Origin of the sequence: Microvirga subterranea, assembly GCF_003350535.1 — a bacterium.
In the GTDB taxonomy this organism is placed as follows: Bacteria; Pseudomonadota; Alphaproteobacteria; order Rhizobiales; family Beijerinckiaceae; genus Microvirga; species Microvirga subterranea.
The window spans coordinates 33,656-51,090 of record NZ_QQBB01000013.1 but is presented as its reverse complement, the minus strand read 5'-3'; the positions used below and the strand labels follow the sequence as shown (position 1 = coordinate 51,090).

The 17,435-nt window shown below is 61.8% G+C and carries 17 protein-coding genes; 10 read left to right on the top strand and 7 right to left on the bottom strand.

Annotated features, from left to right (window positions below):
- The first annotated feature begins 17 nt into the window (after positions 1-17).
- Both DES45_RS22020 and DES45_RS26400 read left to right on the top strand, forming a co-directional pair.
- Positions 18-1,316, top strand: coding sequence for a DUF2235 domain-containing protein (locus DES45_RS22020; RefSeq protein WP_147282468.1), 1,299 nt, complete (start codon positions 18-20; stop codon positions 1,314-1,316).
- Positions 1,317-1,712: 396 nt separating this feature from the next.
- Positions 1,713-2,081 carry a peptidoglycan-binding domain-containing protein gene (locus tag DES45_RS26400; protein WP_114772646.1) on the top strand — a complete coding sequence of 123 codons (369 nt, stop codon included), beginning with the start codon at positions 1,713-1,715 and terminating at the stop codon, positions 2,079-2,081.
- A gap of 999 nt (positions 2,082-3,080) precedes the next feature.
- Here DES45_RS26400 and trkA read toward each other — a convergent pair.
- The 6 genes from trkA to DES45_RS21980 all read right to left on the bottom strand — a co-directional run bounded on the left by trkA (position 3,081) and on the right by DES45_RS21980 (position 7,193).
- Entirely contained in the window at positions 3,081-3,968 is an 888-nt protein-coding gene (trkA, locus tag DES45_RS22010; RefSeq protein ID WP_170151600.1) for a Trk system potassium transporter TrkA, read from the bottom strand.
- Positions 3,969-4,507: 539 nt separating this feature from the next.
- Positions 4,508-4,846, bottom strand: coding sequence for a PilZ domain-containing protein (locus tag DES45_RS22000; RefSeq protein WP_170151599.1), 339 nt, complete (start codon positions 4,844-4,846; stop codon positions 4,508-4,510).
- A 95-nt stretch (positions 4,847-4,941) separates the two neighbouring features.
- On the bottom strand, positions 4,942-5,124 hold the full coding sequence (locus DES45_RS21995; protein ID WP_114772638.1) for a hypothetical protein: 183 nt from the start codon (positions 5,122-5,124) through the stop codon (positions 4,942-4,944).
- 48 nt (positions 5,125-5,172) lie between these two features.
- Positions 5,173-6,366, bottom strand: coding sequence for a Na+/H+ antiporter NhaA (nhaA, locus tag DES45_RS21990; protein WP_114772636.1), 1,194 nt, complete (start codon positions 6,364-6,366; stop codon positions 5,173-5,175).
- 135 nt (positions 6,367-6,501) lie between these two features.
- Positions 6,502-6,693: a hypothetical protein gene (locus DES45_RS21985; RefSeq protein WP_114772634.1), complete on the bottom strand. Its 192-nt coding sequence runs from the start codon at positions 6,691-6,693 to the stop codon at positions 6,502-6,504.
- Between the two features lie 149 nt (positions 6,694-6,842).
- Positions 6,843-7,193: a hypothetical protein gene (locus tag DES45_RS21980; protein ID WP_147282467.1), complete on the bottom strand. Its 351-nt coding sequence runs from the start codon at positions 7,191-7,193 to the stop codon at positions 6,843-6,845.
- 278 nt (positions 7,194-7,471) lie between these two features.
- Between DES45_RS21980 and DES45_RS21975 the strand changes: the two genes are divergently transcribed.
- Positions 7,472-9,049 (top strand): ATP-binding protein, encoded by a 1,578-nt coding sequence (locus DES45_RS21975; RefSeq protein ID WP_114772630.1) that lies wholly within the window; start codon positions 7,472-7,474, stop codon positions 9,047-9,049.
- The gene (locus DES45_RS21970) at positions 9,046-9,783 is read left to right on the top strand and encodes a response regulator (RefSeq protein ID WP_114772628.1); all 738 of its coding nucleotides are present in this window, start codon (positions 9,046-9,048) and stop codon (positions 9,781-9,783) included. Before DES45_RS21975 ends, DES45_RS21970 begins: the two co-directional genes overlap by 4 nt.
- Positions 9,784-10,057: 274 nt before the next feature.
- Here the strand turns inward: DES45_RS21970 and DES45_RS21965 are convergent, their stop codons facing one another.
- Complete coding sequence (locus DES45_RS21965) at positions 10,058-10,930, bottom strand: MurR/RpiR family transcriptional regulator (protein WP_170151598.1); 873 nt, start codon at positions 10,928-10,930, stop codon at positions 10,058-10,060.
- Between the two features lie 100 nt (positions 10,931-11,030).
- On the opposite strand from DES45_RS21965, the gene DES45_RS21960 reads away from it, so the two are divergent.
- From DES45_RS21960 to DES45_RS21935, 6 genes are read left to right on the top strand one after another with little or no spacing between them, the layout of a single operon-like run.
- Entirely contained in the window at positions 11,031-12,641 is a 1,611-nt protein-coding gene (locus DES45_RS21960) for an ABC transporter substrate-binding protein (RefSeq protein WP_114772624.1), read from the top strand.
- Positions 12,642-12,683: 42 nt separating this feature from the next.
- On the top strand, positions 12,684-13,661 hold the full coding sequence (locus DES45_RS21955) for an ABC transporter permease (protein ID WP_114772622.1): 978 nt from the start codon (positions 12,684-12,686) through the stop codon (positions 13,659-13,661).
- A complete protein-coding gene (locus DES45_RS21950; RefSeq protein WP_114772620.1) occupies positions 13,658-14,566 on the top strand; it encodes an ABC transporter permease in 909 nt (302 codons plus the stop codon). Before DES45_RS21955 ends, DES45_RS21950 begins: the two co-directional genes overlap by 4 nt.
- A complete protein-coding gene (locus DES45_RS21945; protein WP_114772618.1) occupies positions 14,563-15,546 on the top strand; it encodes an ABC transporter ATP-binding protein in 984 nt (327 codons plus the stop codon). Before DES45_RS21950 ends, DES45_RS21945 begins: the two co-directional genes overlap by 4 nt.
- A complete protein-coding gene (locus DES45_RS21940; RefSeq protein ID WP_114772616.1) occupies positions 15,543-16,547 on the top strand; it encodes an ABC transporter ATP-binding protein in 1,005 nt (334 codons plus the stop codon). The genes DES45_RS21945 and DES45_RS21940 overlap by 4 nt, the downstream gene beginning before the upstream one ends.
- The gene (locus DES45_RS21935) at positions 16,544-17,416 is read left to right on the top strand and encodes an alpha/beta hydrolase (RefSeq protein WP_114772614.1); all 873 of its coding nucleotides are present in this window, start codon (positions 16,544-16,546) and stop codon (positions 17,414-17,416) included. The genes DES45_RS21940 and DES45_RS21935 overlap by 4 nt, the downstream gene beginning before the upstream one ends.
- Positions 17,417-17,435: the final 19 nt, after the last annotated feature.

The following is a 17,435-nucleotide window of genomic DNA, read 5'->3' as shown; positions in this document are numbered from 1 at the left end:
TATAGGTATTGGTTGCCATGCAACGACTCGTTCTTTGCCTTGACGGCACTTGGAATGCTGCGGACAGCCCGGATCCAATTACAAATATTGTGGTGCTGCGGGACCTCGTCGATCCTCTCTGGAAAAATGGCACAGCCATCGAGAAGCAACGCATTTACTATGACGAGGGTGTCGGGACTGCAGGTCGCTTGGATCGGCTTATAGCCGGGGCAACGGGTGCTGGCCTTGATGATAACGTGCGCCAGGCATATCGCTTTCTCTCACAGTTCTATGAACCTGAATGTGAGATCTACATCTTTGGGTTTTCGCGCGGAGCATTTACCGCCAGGAGCTTAGCAGGATACATTGGAGCGGCGGGACTATTAACACGGCAAAACTGCTCTCCCGAGACCGAGACGCGCACCTGGGCATATTATCGAACGCCGCCGAAGGAGCGATATCCAAGCACAAAGGAAGACCTTTCGCGCTTTACTCATCCAGACGTTCGGATCACATGCCTCGGCGTGTTCGATACTGTTGGTGCATTGGGCATTCCAAGCGATCTCTTTGAGTCGCTCAATCGCCGCCGATATGCCTTTCATGACACCAAGCTTTCCTCGATTGTTGATCATGCGCTCCACGCCCTGGCAGTTGACGAAAAGCGCGGACCGTTCGGGACTGCGCTCTGGGCTTTCCCTGACCACAAAAACTACCTTTCCGTCGAGCAGGTTTGGTTTCCTGGCGTTCACTCCAACATCGGGGGTGGATACGAAGATCGCCGCCTGTCGGACTTGGCGCTTCGCTGGATGCTCGACCGGATCAAGGCAAAGAAACTCGGACTAAAACTCTACCAGGATAGACCTGAAATCGTCGGAGATCCCACCGGGAAGCTGTACGAGTCGCGAACGGCACTTTATACCTATAGCCAACAGGTGCCGAAGATCCGTGTCATCAACCAAGCAATACCTAATCAGCTAGCGCGCATGCGCCTTTCCCGGCTCCCTCCGCATGCTAATCCTATCGGCGAGATGCTCCATTGGAGTGTGCTCGACCGCTGGAAGAGGAGTCCGCTGTCGACAGAGAATGGCGGAGAGTACCGACCCGTCAATGTTGAGGCAGCTTTCGAGACCATTTACAGCTCGGATCAGCGGTTTCAAACCCATGTCGTCGGTCGCAGGAATGAACCTTTAAACTGGGCGGAGAGCGATGCTGATTATGAAGAACTGCGGGATCTTCTCCCGCCTGAGCACCAAAAGCGGCTTCAAGCGGCGCGTAGCAGGATGCCCTCAACACCTCGTCCCGTAGGCGTGGCTGGGATAACACGGCAAGCTCAGTAAAAGATACTCTTTATGGCTGTAAACTGGGTGCGGCGCACCGAAAAACTATCAACATAAGCTACGGTTTTAGGAAATTTTACCGCGCATTTCTTCAGCTAAGTAAAAGCGTGGGTGACTCAGAGTCGGTAAGCTCGATCAATGATTATGGGGAACGTACATGCTACGGCTCCGAACCCGACTTGCTTACGTCTCCGCTTTTGCGTTAACGGGATTGGGTTTAAGCATGATCTTTGCCTACGTAAATTATGAGCCTTACAGCTCCGCACGAATGGAGCATACTCTGGATATTTTCTTGCGCTTAATGAGATAGAGGAGCCCACCAGCCAGCATCCGATTCAAGAATAAGAGAGTTGAAGCTTTATGGCGCAGAAAACCATACTCAATGGGAGTTAGACCATGCGAGTTTTTTGCCTGCTAAATGTCTTTTTTGTCAGCGCAATTATCGCAATGATCATGAATCTTCCTGCAGGTGCTGGCGTAATTTGTCAAGAAACTGTGTACAATCCGAACCTTGTGCGAAATATCCAGGATAAGCTACGCAGGACAACTGCTAAGAAACTACGGCTGAACGGCAAATGGGACGCAAATACGATTGCAGCACTCAAAGTATACCAGAAATCCAATGGCCTCGAGCAAACAGGCGATCTCGATAGTGAGACATTCTCGTCAATGTTTGGCAAAGACTCAGAATACGAGCCGATTTCTAGAGTCGTGACAAACCCACACAACGCACCAGACGACGTTTTTCGGAGATTCTGCAGATAACCTCAGGACACCTGGGAGAAGCAATAGTGCATGTCGAAGAGAGCGAACCTCTGTGCATTGTTTGCAAATCGAAGCTTAATAGAGGTGCGAGGATATGTGTCGAGTGTAAGAACCCGCAGGACTGGACCTATCATATCTTTCGTTGGAAGGAGCTTGTTTCCGCGGCCCTAACGGCTGTCCCCCTGATGGCAGGCGCATACTCACTCTACCAACTTGCCGCGAGAGCCGACAAGCCGAAGGTGAGTGCATTCGTTGAGTGCCGGATATCAGACGCTCAGCTCGTGCTCGCCAACGATGGTGGTGCAATCGCGGTGCTTGGCCAACCTCAGCTAACTGTTCAGCGCAATCGCCGAACGGAACCATCTAACATCAAGCTTGTTCCAGAGGATCCCAAAGCATATCCGACCGTACTGGCAGCGAAGCAGAGTGCAGCGGTCACAGTTCGTCCCGAGATAGGATCCTTGAGAGGTGAATTCCCAACCTCTGCTTCTACGCGGCCAGGTGAAATTTGTGAGTTGGCCTTCCTTATCGAAACACAAAGTTTCGATGGCGCGTCCCCACCCGTGACAGCAAAATGCCGGTGCCCGACAGCAGGATAGCCTAGATGCAACTCAGAGATCTGATGATAAGGAATATTCTCGTTGCACTACTAACAGCAAGCTCACTTGATGTTGCGCTTGCCGAGTCGTCGGTCAAGTGCCCAGTCGCCGCGGATGCAAGGAGCGTAGTCTTTATTGCTCGATACAGCGGCGCACAAGCTGGCGAATCCCTGAACCATCTTTCGAATTTCCTTTCCTTCTTAGGGGACCGAATCGAAGTCTGGCGGAGTGAGCTTAGCTCACTTGCTCCCAGCGCATCCTTCATTGGGCAACTAAGGGTTAGCCAAGATCCAGATCTTAGAAAGCTTGAACCTCTAACAACTGACGAAGCCTACCAAGCCTGGAAGGGCGTAAAGGAGCGTCTAGAAGTTTTGTACGGTGCAGTTGTGCAAAAACAAGGTCAGTACACGATAGTAAGCCGAGTGCATCTGGTGACCGCGATGATCGTCTCCGCGTCCTCAACGTTCGCCTCGACCAGGGTCTCCTTGTCGAGCGCGTCCCCGTGCAGCACGACCGCACTCTCGCCGAGCTCCTGGGCGATGTACTCGGCCCGCTCCCGGGAGTGCTCGATGATGCGGAGCGATGTCGAGGGCGAGGACCGGGTCAGCCTCCTGGCGAGGTTCAGTCCGACATTGCCGCCGCCGACGATGATCACGCGCCGGGCCACCTCTTCCTCATGGCCGAAGAAACGCATGATCCGGTCCGCCTGCCGGGCGTCGGTCACGACGTAGACGTCGTCGCCCCGCTCAATGCGGTCCTGGCCGTGGGGCACAAAGGCCTGCCCGTTCCGCACGACGGCCAGGACCACAACTTCGACATCGGGCAGAAGGGCCTTGAGTTCGTTCAGAGGGTGCCCAACGATGGAGCAGGCACCCGAATTGCAGTGGATGCCCAGAAGCTGGACACGGGCCTCTGCCAAGGGAACGGTGTCAAAGGCACCCGGCGTCCTGAGACGACGCTCGATCCCGCTGGCGACTTCGATCTCGGGCGAGATGATGACATCGATCGGCAACTGATCGCGGGCATAGAGGCCGAGACGGCTCTTCTCGAGGTACCCGCTATGACGCACGCGGGCGATCCGGCGGCGCACGTTGAACAGCGAGTAGGCCACCTGGCAGGCGACCATGTTGACCTCGTCGGAGTGGGTGACCGCAATGAGCATGTCGGCGCCCTGTGCGCCAGCCCGTTCCAGCACTTCGGGATGGGAGGCGTGGCCGACCATTCCTCGGACATCGTAACTCTCGTTGACGCGCCGGGCCTGTTCGGGCGAGGCGTCGATGACCGTCACGTCGACCCCTCGATAGCGAGGTGTCGGGCGATGGTCGAGCCGACCTGGCCCGCTCCGCAGACGATAACCTTCATGAACTCCTCAGCTCCCGCAAATTCAGGTTCATGTCCGACCTTTTCCTATGTGGGTCCGAGTCAACTGACCGGGCCATGCTGTTGCCAGGTGTAGTCCCTGGTTTTTGAACCGTCGTGACAACGGCACGGATCCATTCCTTCTCGAGCACCAGCTCCTAGGATTGCCCATGCCATTCCTCACGGAAGCATCCGCTTTCTCCTGAAGGGGCGCATCCGGTAGATCTGCCCTGCCTTCCGGATGCCTTCCTCGCGGGCTCTGTCCGCCAGCTCCCTCTGGATCTCGGCAAGTTGCCCGTGCTGCCGGCCGCATTGAAGGCAGTGCACACTGCCTGCCGCCATGGCCTCCTGAGGAAGGATTGCTTGCTCGGTCCCGCACTCCCGACATGAATAGGCGATCACGACATCTTTCATCATGGGTCGCCACCCCTCGCCTTTGATGTCATGTTGCGCGTGCTTCCTTGGTCGTCATCGGCTGCCGTCCCGCCCGGTCTTTTGACCAAGGGTTCTGAGCATCTCCAGCAGATCGTCCTCCTCGCGGCCGGTCGGCACACGGAGAGCCTCAAGGAACATCAGGCCGTGCTGGTTTGCTTCGGACCACACCGCACGAGCGCTCACGGCTTGCTCCAGCATGGGAATCTCCAGTTGGAACTCATCGGGGAACGTGATGGCATCGGGGAGCCAGATCCGCGCACCCGTCACGGATAAGTCGCGGATGGTGCAGGCGATCGGCGAGCCTTGAGGACCAAGTCTGATCCGCCCTTCAAGAATTGAAGGGATGCGCCTGCTGAAGCGGCGATTTCGCATTGGCATCACACCTTGCTGCTTTGCTGATCAACGATCGCGCCCGATGCTCGTGCCCGACAGGTTCAATGCCCGTACGATTGATCGGCAGATGCTGCTCAGAGGTTTGTGACAACCGTCATCGCGCCGATCGCCAGGAAGACCAGGGTCAGGCCTGGGTAAAGGACAAACACAAGTGATGACTTCATGAACGGGCGCACGTCCTCGCCTTTGCGGGGCCGCCCGAACAGGATCATTGCCAGACCGATGCAAAGCATCACGATTCCGATTGTCAGTCCCATTGTTCCTCCGGTGATTGGCTCGTTTGTTTGGGATGGTTGGAAGCGGGTTCAGTGCGGCACCGCCTCTGGCGTTCGCTCTGGCTTCGCCAGGCGGAGCAACACGGCGCCAATGCCTGCCGACAGGCCTGATCCGAGCAGCACGCCGAGCTTGGTGGCGTCTTGAAGTTCGGCTGAGGTCGGGAAGGCAAGAAGGCCGATGAACAGACTCATGGTGAAGCCGATGCCGCACAACAGCGCGACGCCGTAGAACTGTGGCCATGTGGCATTTGCCGGCAGGTCTGCCCAGTCCAGGCGGATCACCACCCAGGAGAAGGCGAACACCCCCACCTGCTTGCCGATGAAGAGCCCGAGCGCGATGCCGAGCGGCACCGGGTTCAAGATCGATCCGAACGTCATCCCTGCAAAGGAGACCCCGGCGTTGGCAAACCCGAAAATCGGAACGATCAGAAACGCCACCCATGGCTGGAGAGCGTGCTCAAGCCGGTGCAGCGGTGAGGTCGCATCCTCCGGCTTGCCGGGCGAGACCCGCAACGGGATCGTGAGCGCCAGGGCCACGCCCGCCAGCGTGGCATGAATGCCGGACATCAGCACCAGGACCCACAGCACGATGCCCAGCAGAAGATAGGGCTTCACGTCGGCGAAGCCGGCCCGGTTGAGGCCGTTGAGGAGAACAAGCACGAAGGCTGCGCCGCCGAGAGCAACGAGGTTGAGGTCGCCGGTGTAGAACACCGCGATGATGAGAACCGCGCCGAGGTCGTCCAGAATGGCGAGCGCCGTCAGGAAGACCTTGAGTGAGATCGGCACCCGTGGCCCGAGCAGCGAAAGGACCCCGAGGGCAAAGGCGATGTCTGTGGCGGACGGGATGGCCCAGCCGCGGGGGTGGCCGTCTGGTCCGCCGTTGAAGGCAAGATAGATCGCGGCCGGCACGATCATACCGCCCAGGGCGGCGATGCCCGGGAGCGCCCGCCGCGGCCAGGTGGAGAGCTGCCCGTCGAGCATCTCACGCTTGATCTCGAACCCGACCAGCAGAAAGAACACCGCCATAAGGGCATCGTTGACCCAATGCAGTACCGACAGACCGAAGACGTAGGTCTTCAGGATTCCGAAATAGGCGCCTGACAGGGGTGAATTGGCGAGAACGAGCGCAAGCGCGGCTGCGCCCATCAGGACGAGGCCGCCGGAGGCTTCGTTGTTCAGGAACGTCCTAAGGGCAGAGCGGGGGCGCGGCGTGAGTGCATGCATCGGACCTCCTCTTCGGGAAAGGAAGGTCTGGTTACTCGGTCAAAGGGGCGATTACAGCACCGTCGCCGTGCGGAAACGGCATTTTGGCCGTTTCATATATGAGATTCCTATACCGGGGCAGCGTACGATGCATTGCTACCGATCCGCGTCAGCCCCGCGCGATCGCTTCTTTCTGATCCTGTTGCGCATGACGGCCACGGTGGCGAGCATGACCGCGCCGGCAGAGCTGAAGACGACTAATTCGGTGAACACATGAACGAACGGATCGACGTCAGGAAGGCGATCGACGTACAAATGACGTGCATTGTGCGCGATGACCGCTGCCATGCCCAACAGGGCTCCGACCGCGGCGTACAGCGCGGGATCCGATGGCTTGCGGGGCTTCGAAGTCGCGCCGGAGCCTAATGTGTAGCCCAAGCGACGCGATCGGGAACCTGGACCAGACGCCCGGTCCCACCACGACCTCGGCGGCTCCGTCAATGGCAGCTCCCATGCCGCCGCCGGGCCTCCCGGATGAACTCCACCGCCGCCATGAGTTCGTCCTCGTCGAACTCATAGCAGCCGAGGCTATCGATGACTGAGCCGCGCCCATGGGAGTAGAGCTCGAGCCAGAACCACGGCAGGTTGGTAGGCCCCCTGCGCGGGGTCTCCGTCAGGCGGACTTCAAGGCTCCCGAACCGTTCCACCGTCACGGTACAGGAGCCATCGTCATCGTCCGGGAGTACAGCGAGTTGCACATATGCACGCACGACCTTCTGCTCGATCTGGTCACGGCATCCGTCAAGGGATGGCGCCTCGTCCTCCGGCAGCATGGATGCCCGCTCCATATTCATATCTCTTGCCCTTGGTATCGGCTCCTCCGGGTCGGCGGAGACTGGACAGGTCTGGTTCCGTACTGGTCGCCACTGTGTCGAACTCGACTGAACCGCAATGTGCGGCCTGGGCCGGGGCATCTATTCGATTAGGCGCGGTTTGGCAGCCACCGGATAGCGGAAAAGCTGCCAAAAAGCCGTTTCATATATGACATTCCTATACGGGGGGCGGGTTCGCGTCTCGCCTTCCGCCGACACGGGCGTCATGGTGGCGGCGCTGGGACGGAGAGGTCATGACAAGCGGCGCCAGGCAGAACAATCGGGATCGCAAACACAGGGACTGGATCGGGATCCGCTCCTCCGGCGGACCACTCAGCCCATGGCAGTTCGGCGTAACCCTCGTTGTGGTCGCGGCGGCCTTGGCACTTGCTTTCCTCCTTTATCCAGTCGCTGGCCTCGAGAACGCCGATCTGGTGTTCCTGACCGCCATCATTGCCATCGCCGTCCGCTACGGGTTCTGGCCCTCGGTTGCGGCCTGCATTCTCAGTGCGCTGGCCTACAACTTCTTCTTCTTCCCGCCGGTCAATACCTTTGCCATGACCGACCCGGGCAATATTGCGACCGTGTTCTTCTTCCTCGTCGTCGCGGTCGCAACAAGCCATCTCGCCGCCCACGCTCGGGCGGCAGCGCTCGCGGCGGAAAGCCGAGCTGAGACGACGGAGGCTCTCTACGCGTTCAGTCGGAAGATCGCGGGGATTGTCGCGCTCGATGACCTGCTGGAGGCTACGGCGTACCAGATCGGTTCAATGCTTCGCCTCGACGTGATGATCCTGCTCCCCGATGCAGACGGCAAGCTCGAGGTCAGGGCCTCCAACCCGCCCGATGACCGCCCCGGTGGAACTGATGCGTGGGCCTGGGACGAGGACCGATCGGCCGGACGGGGGGCCGAGGCCTTATTCACGACCCAACACCTCTTCCTGCCCCTGCGCACCAGCCACGGCCCAGTTGGAGCAATCGGGGTCAGCCGGACCGGAGCACCGCTGAAGCCTGACGAAGAGCGACTACTGGCCGCGCTCGTTGACCAGGCCGCGGTTGCCATCGAGCGCAGCCGGCTGGCCGCTGAAATGGATGCAGCCCGTCTTGCGGCCGAAACGGAACGGCTGCGGACGGCACTGTTGACCTCGCTCTCGCACGACCTGAAGACGCCGCTGGCGTCCATCACCGGAGCGGCCACCTCCCTGCGCGAGTACGGTGAACTCTACGATGCGGCCGCTCGCGAGGAACTCGCCGTCACGATCCAGGGCGAGAGCGAGCGCCTGTCCCGCTTCGTCGCCAACCTCCTCGACATGACCCGCCTCAAGGCCGGCGGGATCGTGCTCAAGCGGGAGCCGGTCGACCTCGGGGAGGCCGTCGGCGCAGCCTTGCAGCGCATGCGGGGCGTGCTCGACGAACACCAAGTTGCCGTCGAACTGCCGGCAGGTCTTCCCATGCTTGACCTCGATGTCGTGCTGCTCGAGCAGGTGTTGGTCAATCTGCTGGACAATGCGTCCAAGTACTCCGCGCCCGGTTCAACCATCGTGATTGGCGCCGCCTGCGACGGACGGATGCTGGAACTCACGATCAGCGACGAGGGATCGGGTATCCCGGCTGAGGACCTGGAGCGGGTGTTCGAGATGTTCTACCGCGTGAACAAGGGTGACCGGCAGCGCGCCGGGACGGGTCTCGGCTTGTCGATTTGCCGAGGCTTCGTCGAGGTTCTCGGCGGGACCATCCGGGTAGCCAACCGGAGCGACCGATCCGGGGCGGTCTTCACCGTCACGTTTCCCCGATCCGTCTTCACCACCCTCCCTCAAGGCGATGCCGCCGAATGACCTCTCGTGGCAGCATTCCCCTCCTCATCGTGGACGACGAACCGCCGATCCGGCGGTTCCTGCGCACAAGCCTCGCGGCCCAGGGATACCGGATCCTGGAGGCCGGGAGCGCCCGAGCAGCCCTCGACGTCATTGCCTGCGAAGCGCCCGAGGTTGTGCTCCTCGACCTCGGTCTGCCGGACCAGGACGGCCTGGAGGTGATCCGGCAGCTTCGGGCCGCCGGGGCGAAGGTGGCGGTCATCGTCCTGTCGAGCCGCGGCGACGAGGCCGGCAAGGTGGAGGCGCTCGACCTTGGCGCCGACGACTACGTGACCAAGCCGTTCGGCATGGCCGAACTCGTCGCCCGCATCCGCACAGCCCTGCGCCACCGGGTCCAGCGACAGGGAGCCGAGCCGCTGTTCACCCATGGCGACCTGTCCGTCGACCTCACCCGCCGCCGGGTGACGGTGCGCGGGGCGGAGGTGAAGCTCTCCAACAAGGAATGGGACATCCTGCGGCTGCTCGTGCTCCATGCCGGCCAGGTGCTGACCCACCGCGTGATCATGCAGGAGGTATGGGGACCGAAGGTGGACGTGCAGTACCTGCGCATCTACGTGCGCCAGCTCCGCCAGAAGCTGGAGGAGAAGCCCGACCAGCCCCGGCACATCCTGACGGAGACCGGCGTCGGCTACCGGCTTCAGGCCGATGCGGAAATGCCGGAGAACGTTCGGGCACTACGCACTGAGGGTGAATGAGGGTGCCAATCCACACCACATTTTGCGTTGCGAAACGTCGCTTCAGGATCATTCTGAGCCGTTAAGCGTGGCCATGTGAAGGTCCGCTTACCCAGCAACTGCGGAGGTACGGCTAAGGTCAGCCCTGTGCCAAGAGCAGTCCTTTGTCGCAGGTCTTCAGGTCTATCCGCATTCGTCAGCGAGTTCCCAGAAAAGTCAACGTTCAGTCGGAGAGCACTACAGTAGCTATTCTGGATGATAAAATTATGCATCTGAGCGGTTACACGCCAAATAGTCACTGATAGAACGTCCAGAGAAGACTTTCACTGAGTTCTTTTAAGGCCTCGACGGCATCGGGTCGCTCCCGGGCCACCGCAGCAACGATGGCATCGGCAAGTGCGAAGGCAGCGGTCGGCGAATTCGGCAGCAGCCGGTTCCTTGCCGGAGCGAAGAGGGTGATGTCGGCGATAGGGACAAGCGGCGAACTCGGCCCGTCCGTCAGGGCCATGATCGTCGCCCCACGGTTCTTGGCGAGTTTCGCCAGATCGACGGTTCCCCGTGAATAGCGCGGAAGAGAGATGGCCAGCACGAGATCATCCGGTCCCACATTCATCAGGTGCCGGACCGCTTTTTCAGCGCCTCCGCGGGACGATGCGAAGATGACGTTCGCATCGAGATAGAGTGTCAATCCTTCATCCAGATGCGCCGCCACATGGTGGCTTGCCCCGGATCCGACGATGAAGATACGACGGGCGCACAACAGGACGTCCATGGCCCGGGAGCAGGTTTCCTCGTCGACGGCCGCGAGGGTCTCGTCCAGGTTGGCAGCCTGATCCTTGAGAGATGTCACGAAGGTCGCGAAGGCGGAGCCTTTCGTGCTGTGGGCATCGGCGAAACTGTCGACGGGGGCCATCGCCAGTCGCAGCGCCTCGGAGAGCGCCGCCCGGAACTCGCCGTAGCCCGCGTAACCCAGAGAGCGGACGAAGCGTGTCACCGTCGCCGTTGAGGCGCCGCTGCGCTCCGCGAAACCCTCGATCGTCATCGTCGCCGTCTCAAGAGGATGCTGAAGCACGAAGTCCGCCGCGCGGCGATGCGCTTCGCTGAGCGAGGCGTAAACGATCGCGATGCGGTGAGCCAAATCCGTTGTCGGCTTCAGAGCTTGAGACAAGGGCACTCCAGACTGATTGACGTTAGGATATTTTCATGATTTTTAATCTGAGAAAATAAATCTGTCAAAAGGCAGCTACCAAGGGAACCGGAGAGATTCAATGCGCCGTCCACTCATATTTGCCTTCGTCGCCAGCACCTGCCTGCTCAGTGCTCCCGCATGGGCACAGTCCCTCAAGATTGCGCTCAGCTCGGAGCCGACCGCGATCGACCCACACTATCATGATCTGACGCCAAACAATGCGTTGGCGGCTCATATCTTCGACGGATTGACCAAGCAGGACGAACAGCAGAAAGTTCTGCCGAACCTTGCGACCTCCTGGGAGAACGACGGCCAGAATCGGTGGACCTTCAAGCTCCGCCAAGGCGTGACCTTCTCCAATGGCCAGCCCTTCACCGCCGACGACGTGATCTTCAGCTTCTGCCGCACGCTGAAGAACGAGACAGCGATCGCGGGCTCGTTCGCCGACATCACGGGCAACTTCACGGCTGTCGAGGCACCGGATCCGCACACCATTGTCATCACCACGAAGGCGCCGGACCCGCTGCTGCCGAACTTCCTGTCCAGCATCGCCATCCTGAGCTCGTCCGTTCTTCCGCATGACAAGCTCTCCTTCGATGTGGCGAAGAATTGCGGCGTCACCGGAGCATGGCCCGTCGTCGGCGACTTCAACGACGGCAAGCTCGCGATCGGCACGGGCCCCTACAAGTTCAAGAGTTACACGAAGGGCACGAGCGTCGAGCTCGAACGCAACGACAAGTACTGGGGTCAGGCGGAGCCCTGGGCCAACGTGACCTTCGTGCCGGTCCCCAATGCCGGTCCGCGCCTGGCAGGCCTGCTTGCCGGAGACTACGACGTGATCGAGAACCCGGCGGCGCGCGACGTGGCCCGAATCAAGGACGACAAGCGCTTCGGCTACGTGATCACGCCCTCGACGCGCGTCATCTACTTCCAGCTCGATGTGGAGCGTGAGCCGAGCCCGTTCGTGAAGGCCGAGAACGGCAAGAACCCGCTGAAGGATCCGCGCGTGCGCAAGGCGATGTCGCTCGCCATCGACCGTGACGCCATCATCAAGCGTATCATGGACGGGGCTGCCGAGCCGGCCTACCAGTTCCTGCCCAACGGCATGTTCGGCGCATTGGAAAATCCGCCGAAGCTTGCCTACGACCCGGCCGCGGCGAAGAAGCTCCTCGCCGAGGCCGGCTACCCCAACGGATTCCAGCTCTCCCTGTCGACGACCAATGACCGTTACATCAACGACAGCCAGATCACGCAGGCCGTCGCGCAGTACCTGACACAGGTCGGCATCCGCTCCGAAGTGGACGCGATGGCCCGCGCCATCTACTTCCCGCGCCGTTCCAAGAAGGAGTTCAGCGTGGCCCTCGGCGGCTGGGGCTCCACGAGCGGTGAGGCCTCGTCCTTCCTGCGCCAGTGGCCGGCGACGCCGGACGAGGCGAAGACCATCGGCGGTTCGAACTACGGCGGCTACAGCGATCCCGAATTCGACAAGCTGATCCGCAGGGCCATCGTGACCCTCGACGACGCCAAGCGCGCGGAGATTCTCAAGCAGGCCGGAACGAGGGTTATCGAAGGCGGCGCATTCATCCCGCTGCATTTCGAGAGCACGATCTGGGCCTACAAGGCGAACCTGAAATATACCGGCCGCGCGGACCAGTTCACGATGGCCATGCAGGTCAAGCCCGCGAAGTAAGCAAGCCCTGAACGAAGCCGCGAGCAGATCGGAACGCCTCCCATGACGGCCTACATCCTGCAACGTCTGATCCAGAGCGTCCTGGTTCTGCTCGCGGTTTCCGTCGTGGTCTTCCTCGCCGTCTACGGCATCGGAGACCCGATCGAACTACTGGTCCCGCCGCAGGTCAGCGCCGCCGAACGCACGGCGATGATCCAGCGCCTGGGCCTCGACCTGCCCGTGTGGCAGCAATATCTCGGCTTCCTGGGCAAAGCCCTGAAAGGCGATCTCGGACTTTCCTTCGTCCATGGCGTTCCGGCGGTGGACCTGATCCTGGCACGGCTGCCGGCCACCTTCGAACTCGTTCTCCTGGCCATGAGCCTTGCCGCGATCATCGGCATTCCTCTCGGCCTCCTGGCCGGTCTCAATCCCGAGAGCCGTCCCAGCCGCGCCATCATGGCTGGGACGATTCTCGGCTTCTCCCTTCCGAGCTTCTGGAAGGGCATGATGCTCATCCTGCTCTTCAGCGTCTTCCTCGGCTGGCTGCCGACGGCGGGACGCGGAGAGACGGTTTCCGTGCTCGGAATCCCGACGAGCCTGCTGACGCTCGATGGTCTCAAGCATCTTGCCCTGCCCGCATTGAACCTCGCCATTCCTAACATGGCCCTGATGATTCGCCTCGTGGCGGCGGGAACCACGGAGGCGATGACGCAGGACTACGTCAAATACGCTCGCGCCAAGGGCGTGCGCCGCAAGCGCATCATCGGGCGGCATGTGCTGCGCAACATCCTCATTCCCGTCGTGACGGTCGCCGGCATGGAATTCGGAAGCCTCGTCGCCTTCTCGACCATCACCGAGACCGTGTTCGCCTGGCCGGGCATGGGCAAGCTTCTCATCGACAGCATCTATCAGCTGGATCGTCCCGTCGTCGTCGCCTACGTGATGCTCGCAACGCTCCTTTTCGTCGCCGTGAACTTCCTCGTCGACATTCTCTACGCGGCGCTCGATCCCCGCGTGAAGCTGACGGGAGAAATGGCATGATCGCCTCGAAGACGGCACCCGTGGCGGCCGATGCCGACACGGCGCTGCGCCACAAGGTTCTGCGCCGGATCAAAAGCCGTCCCACGACACGGGGCGCGGTCATCCTCCTCGGGGTTCTCCTGCTGCTCGCGCTGCTGGCTCCCTTCATCGCGCCGCAGAATCCGCACGACCTCGCCTCCCTGAGCGTGATGGACAATCGCCTGGAGCCCGGCGCGCAGGGTATGACCGGCATCACCTATTGGCTCGGCACCGACGCGCAGGGCCGCGACATGCTCAGCGCCATCCTGTACGGGCTGCGGACCAGCCTTCTGGTCGGCCTGACATCCACTGCGGGCGCGCTCGCCATCGGGGTTCTCGCCGGACTCGTCGCGGCCCAGTTCGGCGGAGCCGTCGATGCGGCGATCATGCGCGTCGTCGATTTCATGCTCGGCTTCCCGTCGATCCTGATCGCCCTCGTGCTGCTTGCCTCCATCGGACGCGGCGTCGACAAGGTGATCATCGCCATCATTCTGGTGCAATGGGCGCAATATGCCCGCCTGATGCGCGCGGCGGCTCTCGTCGAGCGGCGCAAGGAATACATCGAGGCGGCCGTCAATTTCGGCCTGCCGACGCGCCACATCATGCTGGCGCATCTCCTGCCCAATTCCATCAGCTCCGTTCTCGTCGTCTCGACGATCAGCATCGCGGGCGCGATCACGCTGGAAGCCACCCTGTCCTTCCTCGGCGTCGGCGTTCCGGTGACGCAACCCTCCCTGGGGCTTCTGATCGCCAACGGGTTCGAGTTCCTGCTCTCGGGCGAATATTGGATCGCGGCCTTTCCGGGCATCGCCCTCGTGCTGCTGATCATGTCGCTCAACCTCGTGGGCGAGCGCCTGCGCCGCAGCTTCAATGTGAGGGGCCAATGACCTCCCCGTTGCTCGAAGTGCGTGGACTGAGAACCGTCTTCCACGATCTCGCAGGAGCATGGCCCGCCGTCGACGGCGTCGATCTCGTCGTGCAGCCCGGCGAAATCGTGGGACTGGTGGGCGAGTCCGGCTCTGGCAAGTCGGTGACCGGCTTCTCCCTGGTCCAGCTGATCGATGCTCCCGGCGAAATCGTGTCAGGCGACGTCCTGTTCAAGGGAGAGGATCTGCGGCGTGCGACCGAGGAGCGCCTGCGCCATCTGCGCGGCGACCGCATCGCGATGATCTTCCAGGATCCGCTGATGACCCTCAACCCCGTCCTCACCATCGGCGAGCAAATGTGCGAGGCCATCCAGGAGCACCGCCCCTGCAGCACGCAGGAGGCCATGGATGAAGCCTCCCGCGCCCTGGCCCGGGTCGGAATCTCGTCTCCGCAGGCGCGATTGAAGCAGTACCCGCACGAGTTCTCGGGAGGCATGCGCCAGCGCGTGGCCATTGCGACGGCCCTCCTGAACAGACCCGACCTGATCATCGCCGACGAGCCGACGACGGCGCTCGACGTCACGATCCAGAGCCAGATCCTGTTCGAGGTCCAGAAGCTCAGCCGGGAGACCGGCACGGCGGTCCTCTGGATCACGCACGACCTCGCCGTCGTGGCCGAGCTCGCCGACCGGGTCGCCGTCATGTATGCCGGTCGGATCGTCGAGACAGGAACCGTCGACGACGTTCTCGACCGTCCCCGCCATCCCTACACGCTCGGCCTGCTCGGTTCCTCGGCCGCGACGGTCGCTCCGGGCGAGCGGCTGAGGCAGATCAATGGAGCCGCGCCCAGCATCGACGCGCGCCCGAGCGGATGCCCGTTCCGTCCGCGATGCGAACGGGCCCTGCCGGTCTGCGCGCAGATCGATCCCCCGCCGCAGGTCATCAGCAACGGGCAGAGCTATCGCTGCCACAACCCCGTGCCCGAAGGCGCTGTCCCATGACCGAACCCTTCTTCGAGCTGCGCGGCGTCAAGAAATACTTCCGCAGCAAGGCGACATTGGCGCAGCGCATCCTTGCCGCGACCGGAAGCGTTCCCCCGCCGCCCGTGCTGAAGGCGGTCGATGGCGTCGATCTCACCGTGACGCGCGGCGAGGTGCTCAGCCTCGTCGGTGAATCCGGCTGCGGCAAGTCTACGCTCGCGCGGGCCGCGACCGGAATCACCAAGCCCACCGCCGGAGACATCGTTTACGAAGGACGACGCGTTGCGGAACTGCGCGGCAAGGACAGGCTGGATTATCTCCTCAAGGTCCAGATGGTGTTCCAGGACCCCTATGCGTCCCTCAATCCCCGCATGCAGGTGCGCAAGATCATCGGAGAGGCGCTGCGGGTTCACGGGCTTCTGCCGAAGAGCGAAATCGACGCGGCCGTCGACAAGGCCTTGACGGAAGTCGGCCTCGATGTCGCCTACCGCAACCGCTATCCGCATCAGTTCTCCGGCGGACAGCGCCAGCGCATCGGCATTGCCCGCGCGCTCGCGGTCAAGCCCGGCTTCCTGGTCTGCGACGAACCGGTCTCCGCGCTCGACGTCTCGATCCAGGCGCAGGTCATCAACCTGTTCATGGACGTCCGCGAGAAGCACGGGCTGACCTACCTGTTCGTCAGCCATGACCTTGGAATCGTGCGGCATATCAGCGACCGGGTCGCGATCATGTATCTCGGGCGCATCGTGGAGATCGGGCCGGCCTCCGCCGTCTTCACCGAACCGGCCCATCCCTACAGCGCGGCCCTCATTGCGGCGAGCCCTTCCACGGCACGGCGCAAGCGTGCTTTTCAACCGCTCAAGGGCGAGTTGCCCTCTCCTCTCGCGCCGCCCGGCGGCTGTCCCTTCCACCCGCGCTGCGGGCACGCGATGGCGAAATGCCATGAGGTTCGCCCTATCCTGAAAGAGATCGCTCCCGGGCGCAGCGCCGCCTGCCATTTGCACAACTCGGATGACACATGACGACAACCACCCTTAGCCCCGAGATCGGCCGCAGCACGCTCCCCTTCGTCGATTCTCACCACCCCGACAGACCGATCGAGGTGAACGTCTATCGCCCGGCTAGTCACGTCCCCGACGATCCGGTGGTCATCGTCCAGCACGGCATGCTGCGCAACGGCGACGAGTATCGGGATTTCTGGATTCCCGCCGCGGAGAAGCACCGGATCCTGATCGCTGCGCCGACCTTCTCCGATGCGAATTTTCCAGGCCCCGAATCCTACAACAACGGCCTGGTCGTCGAGGACGGCGGAAGCGTGCGTCCTTTCGAGAAGTGGCTCTACTCCGTTCCGTCCCGCGTCCTCGCGGCCCTGCAGAAGGGTGGCGTGACACGTCGCCCGAAGGCTCGGCTCTTCGGTCACTCGGCCGGAGGACAATTCGCTCACCGGATGCTCGCAACCCAGGATCACGGATTCTTCGAATCCGTGATCGCGGGCAACCCAGGCTGGTACACGTTGCCGACGCTGGAGCGCAGCTTCCCTGAAGGGCTCGGCGGCCTCGGCCTCGATGAAGCCAGCATGGCGCGCTGGTTCGCCTATCCCATGCACATCTTCGCGGGCGATCAGGATATCAGCACCGACGATCCGAACCTGCCGGCTCAGGCGGAGGCCCTGCGGCAGGGGCCGCATCGCTATGCCCGCGCGCAGTTCGTCTACGATTTCGCCCGCCGCGAAGCCGAACGCCTTGGACTTCCCTTCCATTGGAAGCTGATCCGCGTCGAAGGGGTCGGCCATGACGGGGCCGCCATGTCGCGCGCGGCCGCCGCCTATTGGTTCGAGGGGCGCATTCCACCGGCTGACGAGCTGATCACCGCCGAAGTGGGCGCTTTGTAGAGCGGCATTGCTGCGACGA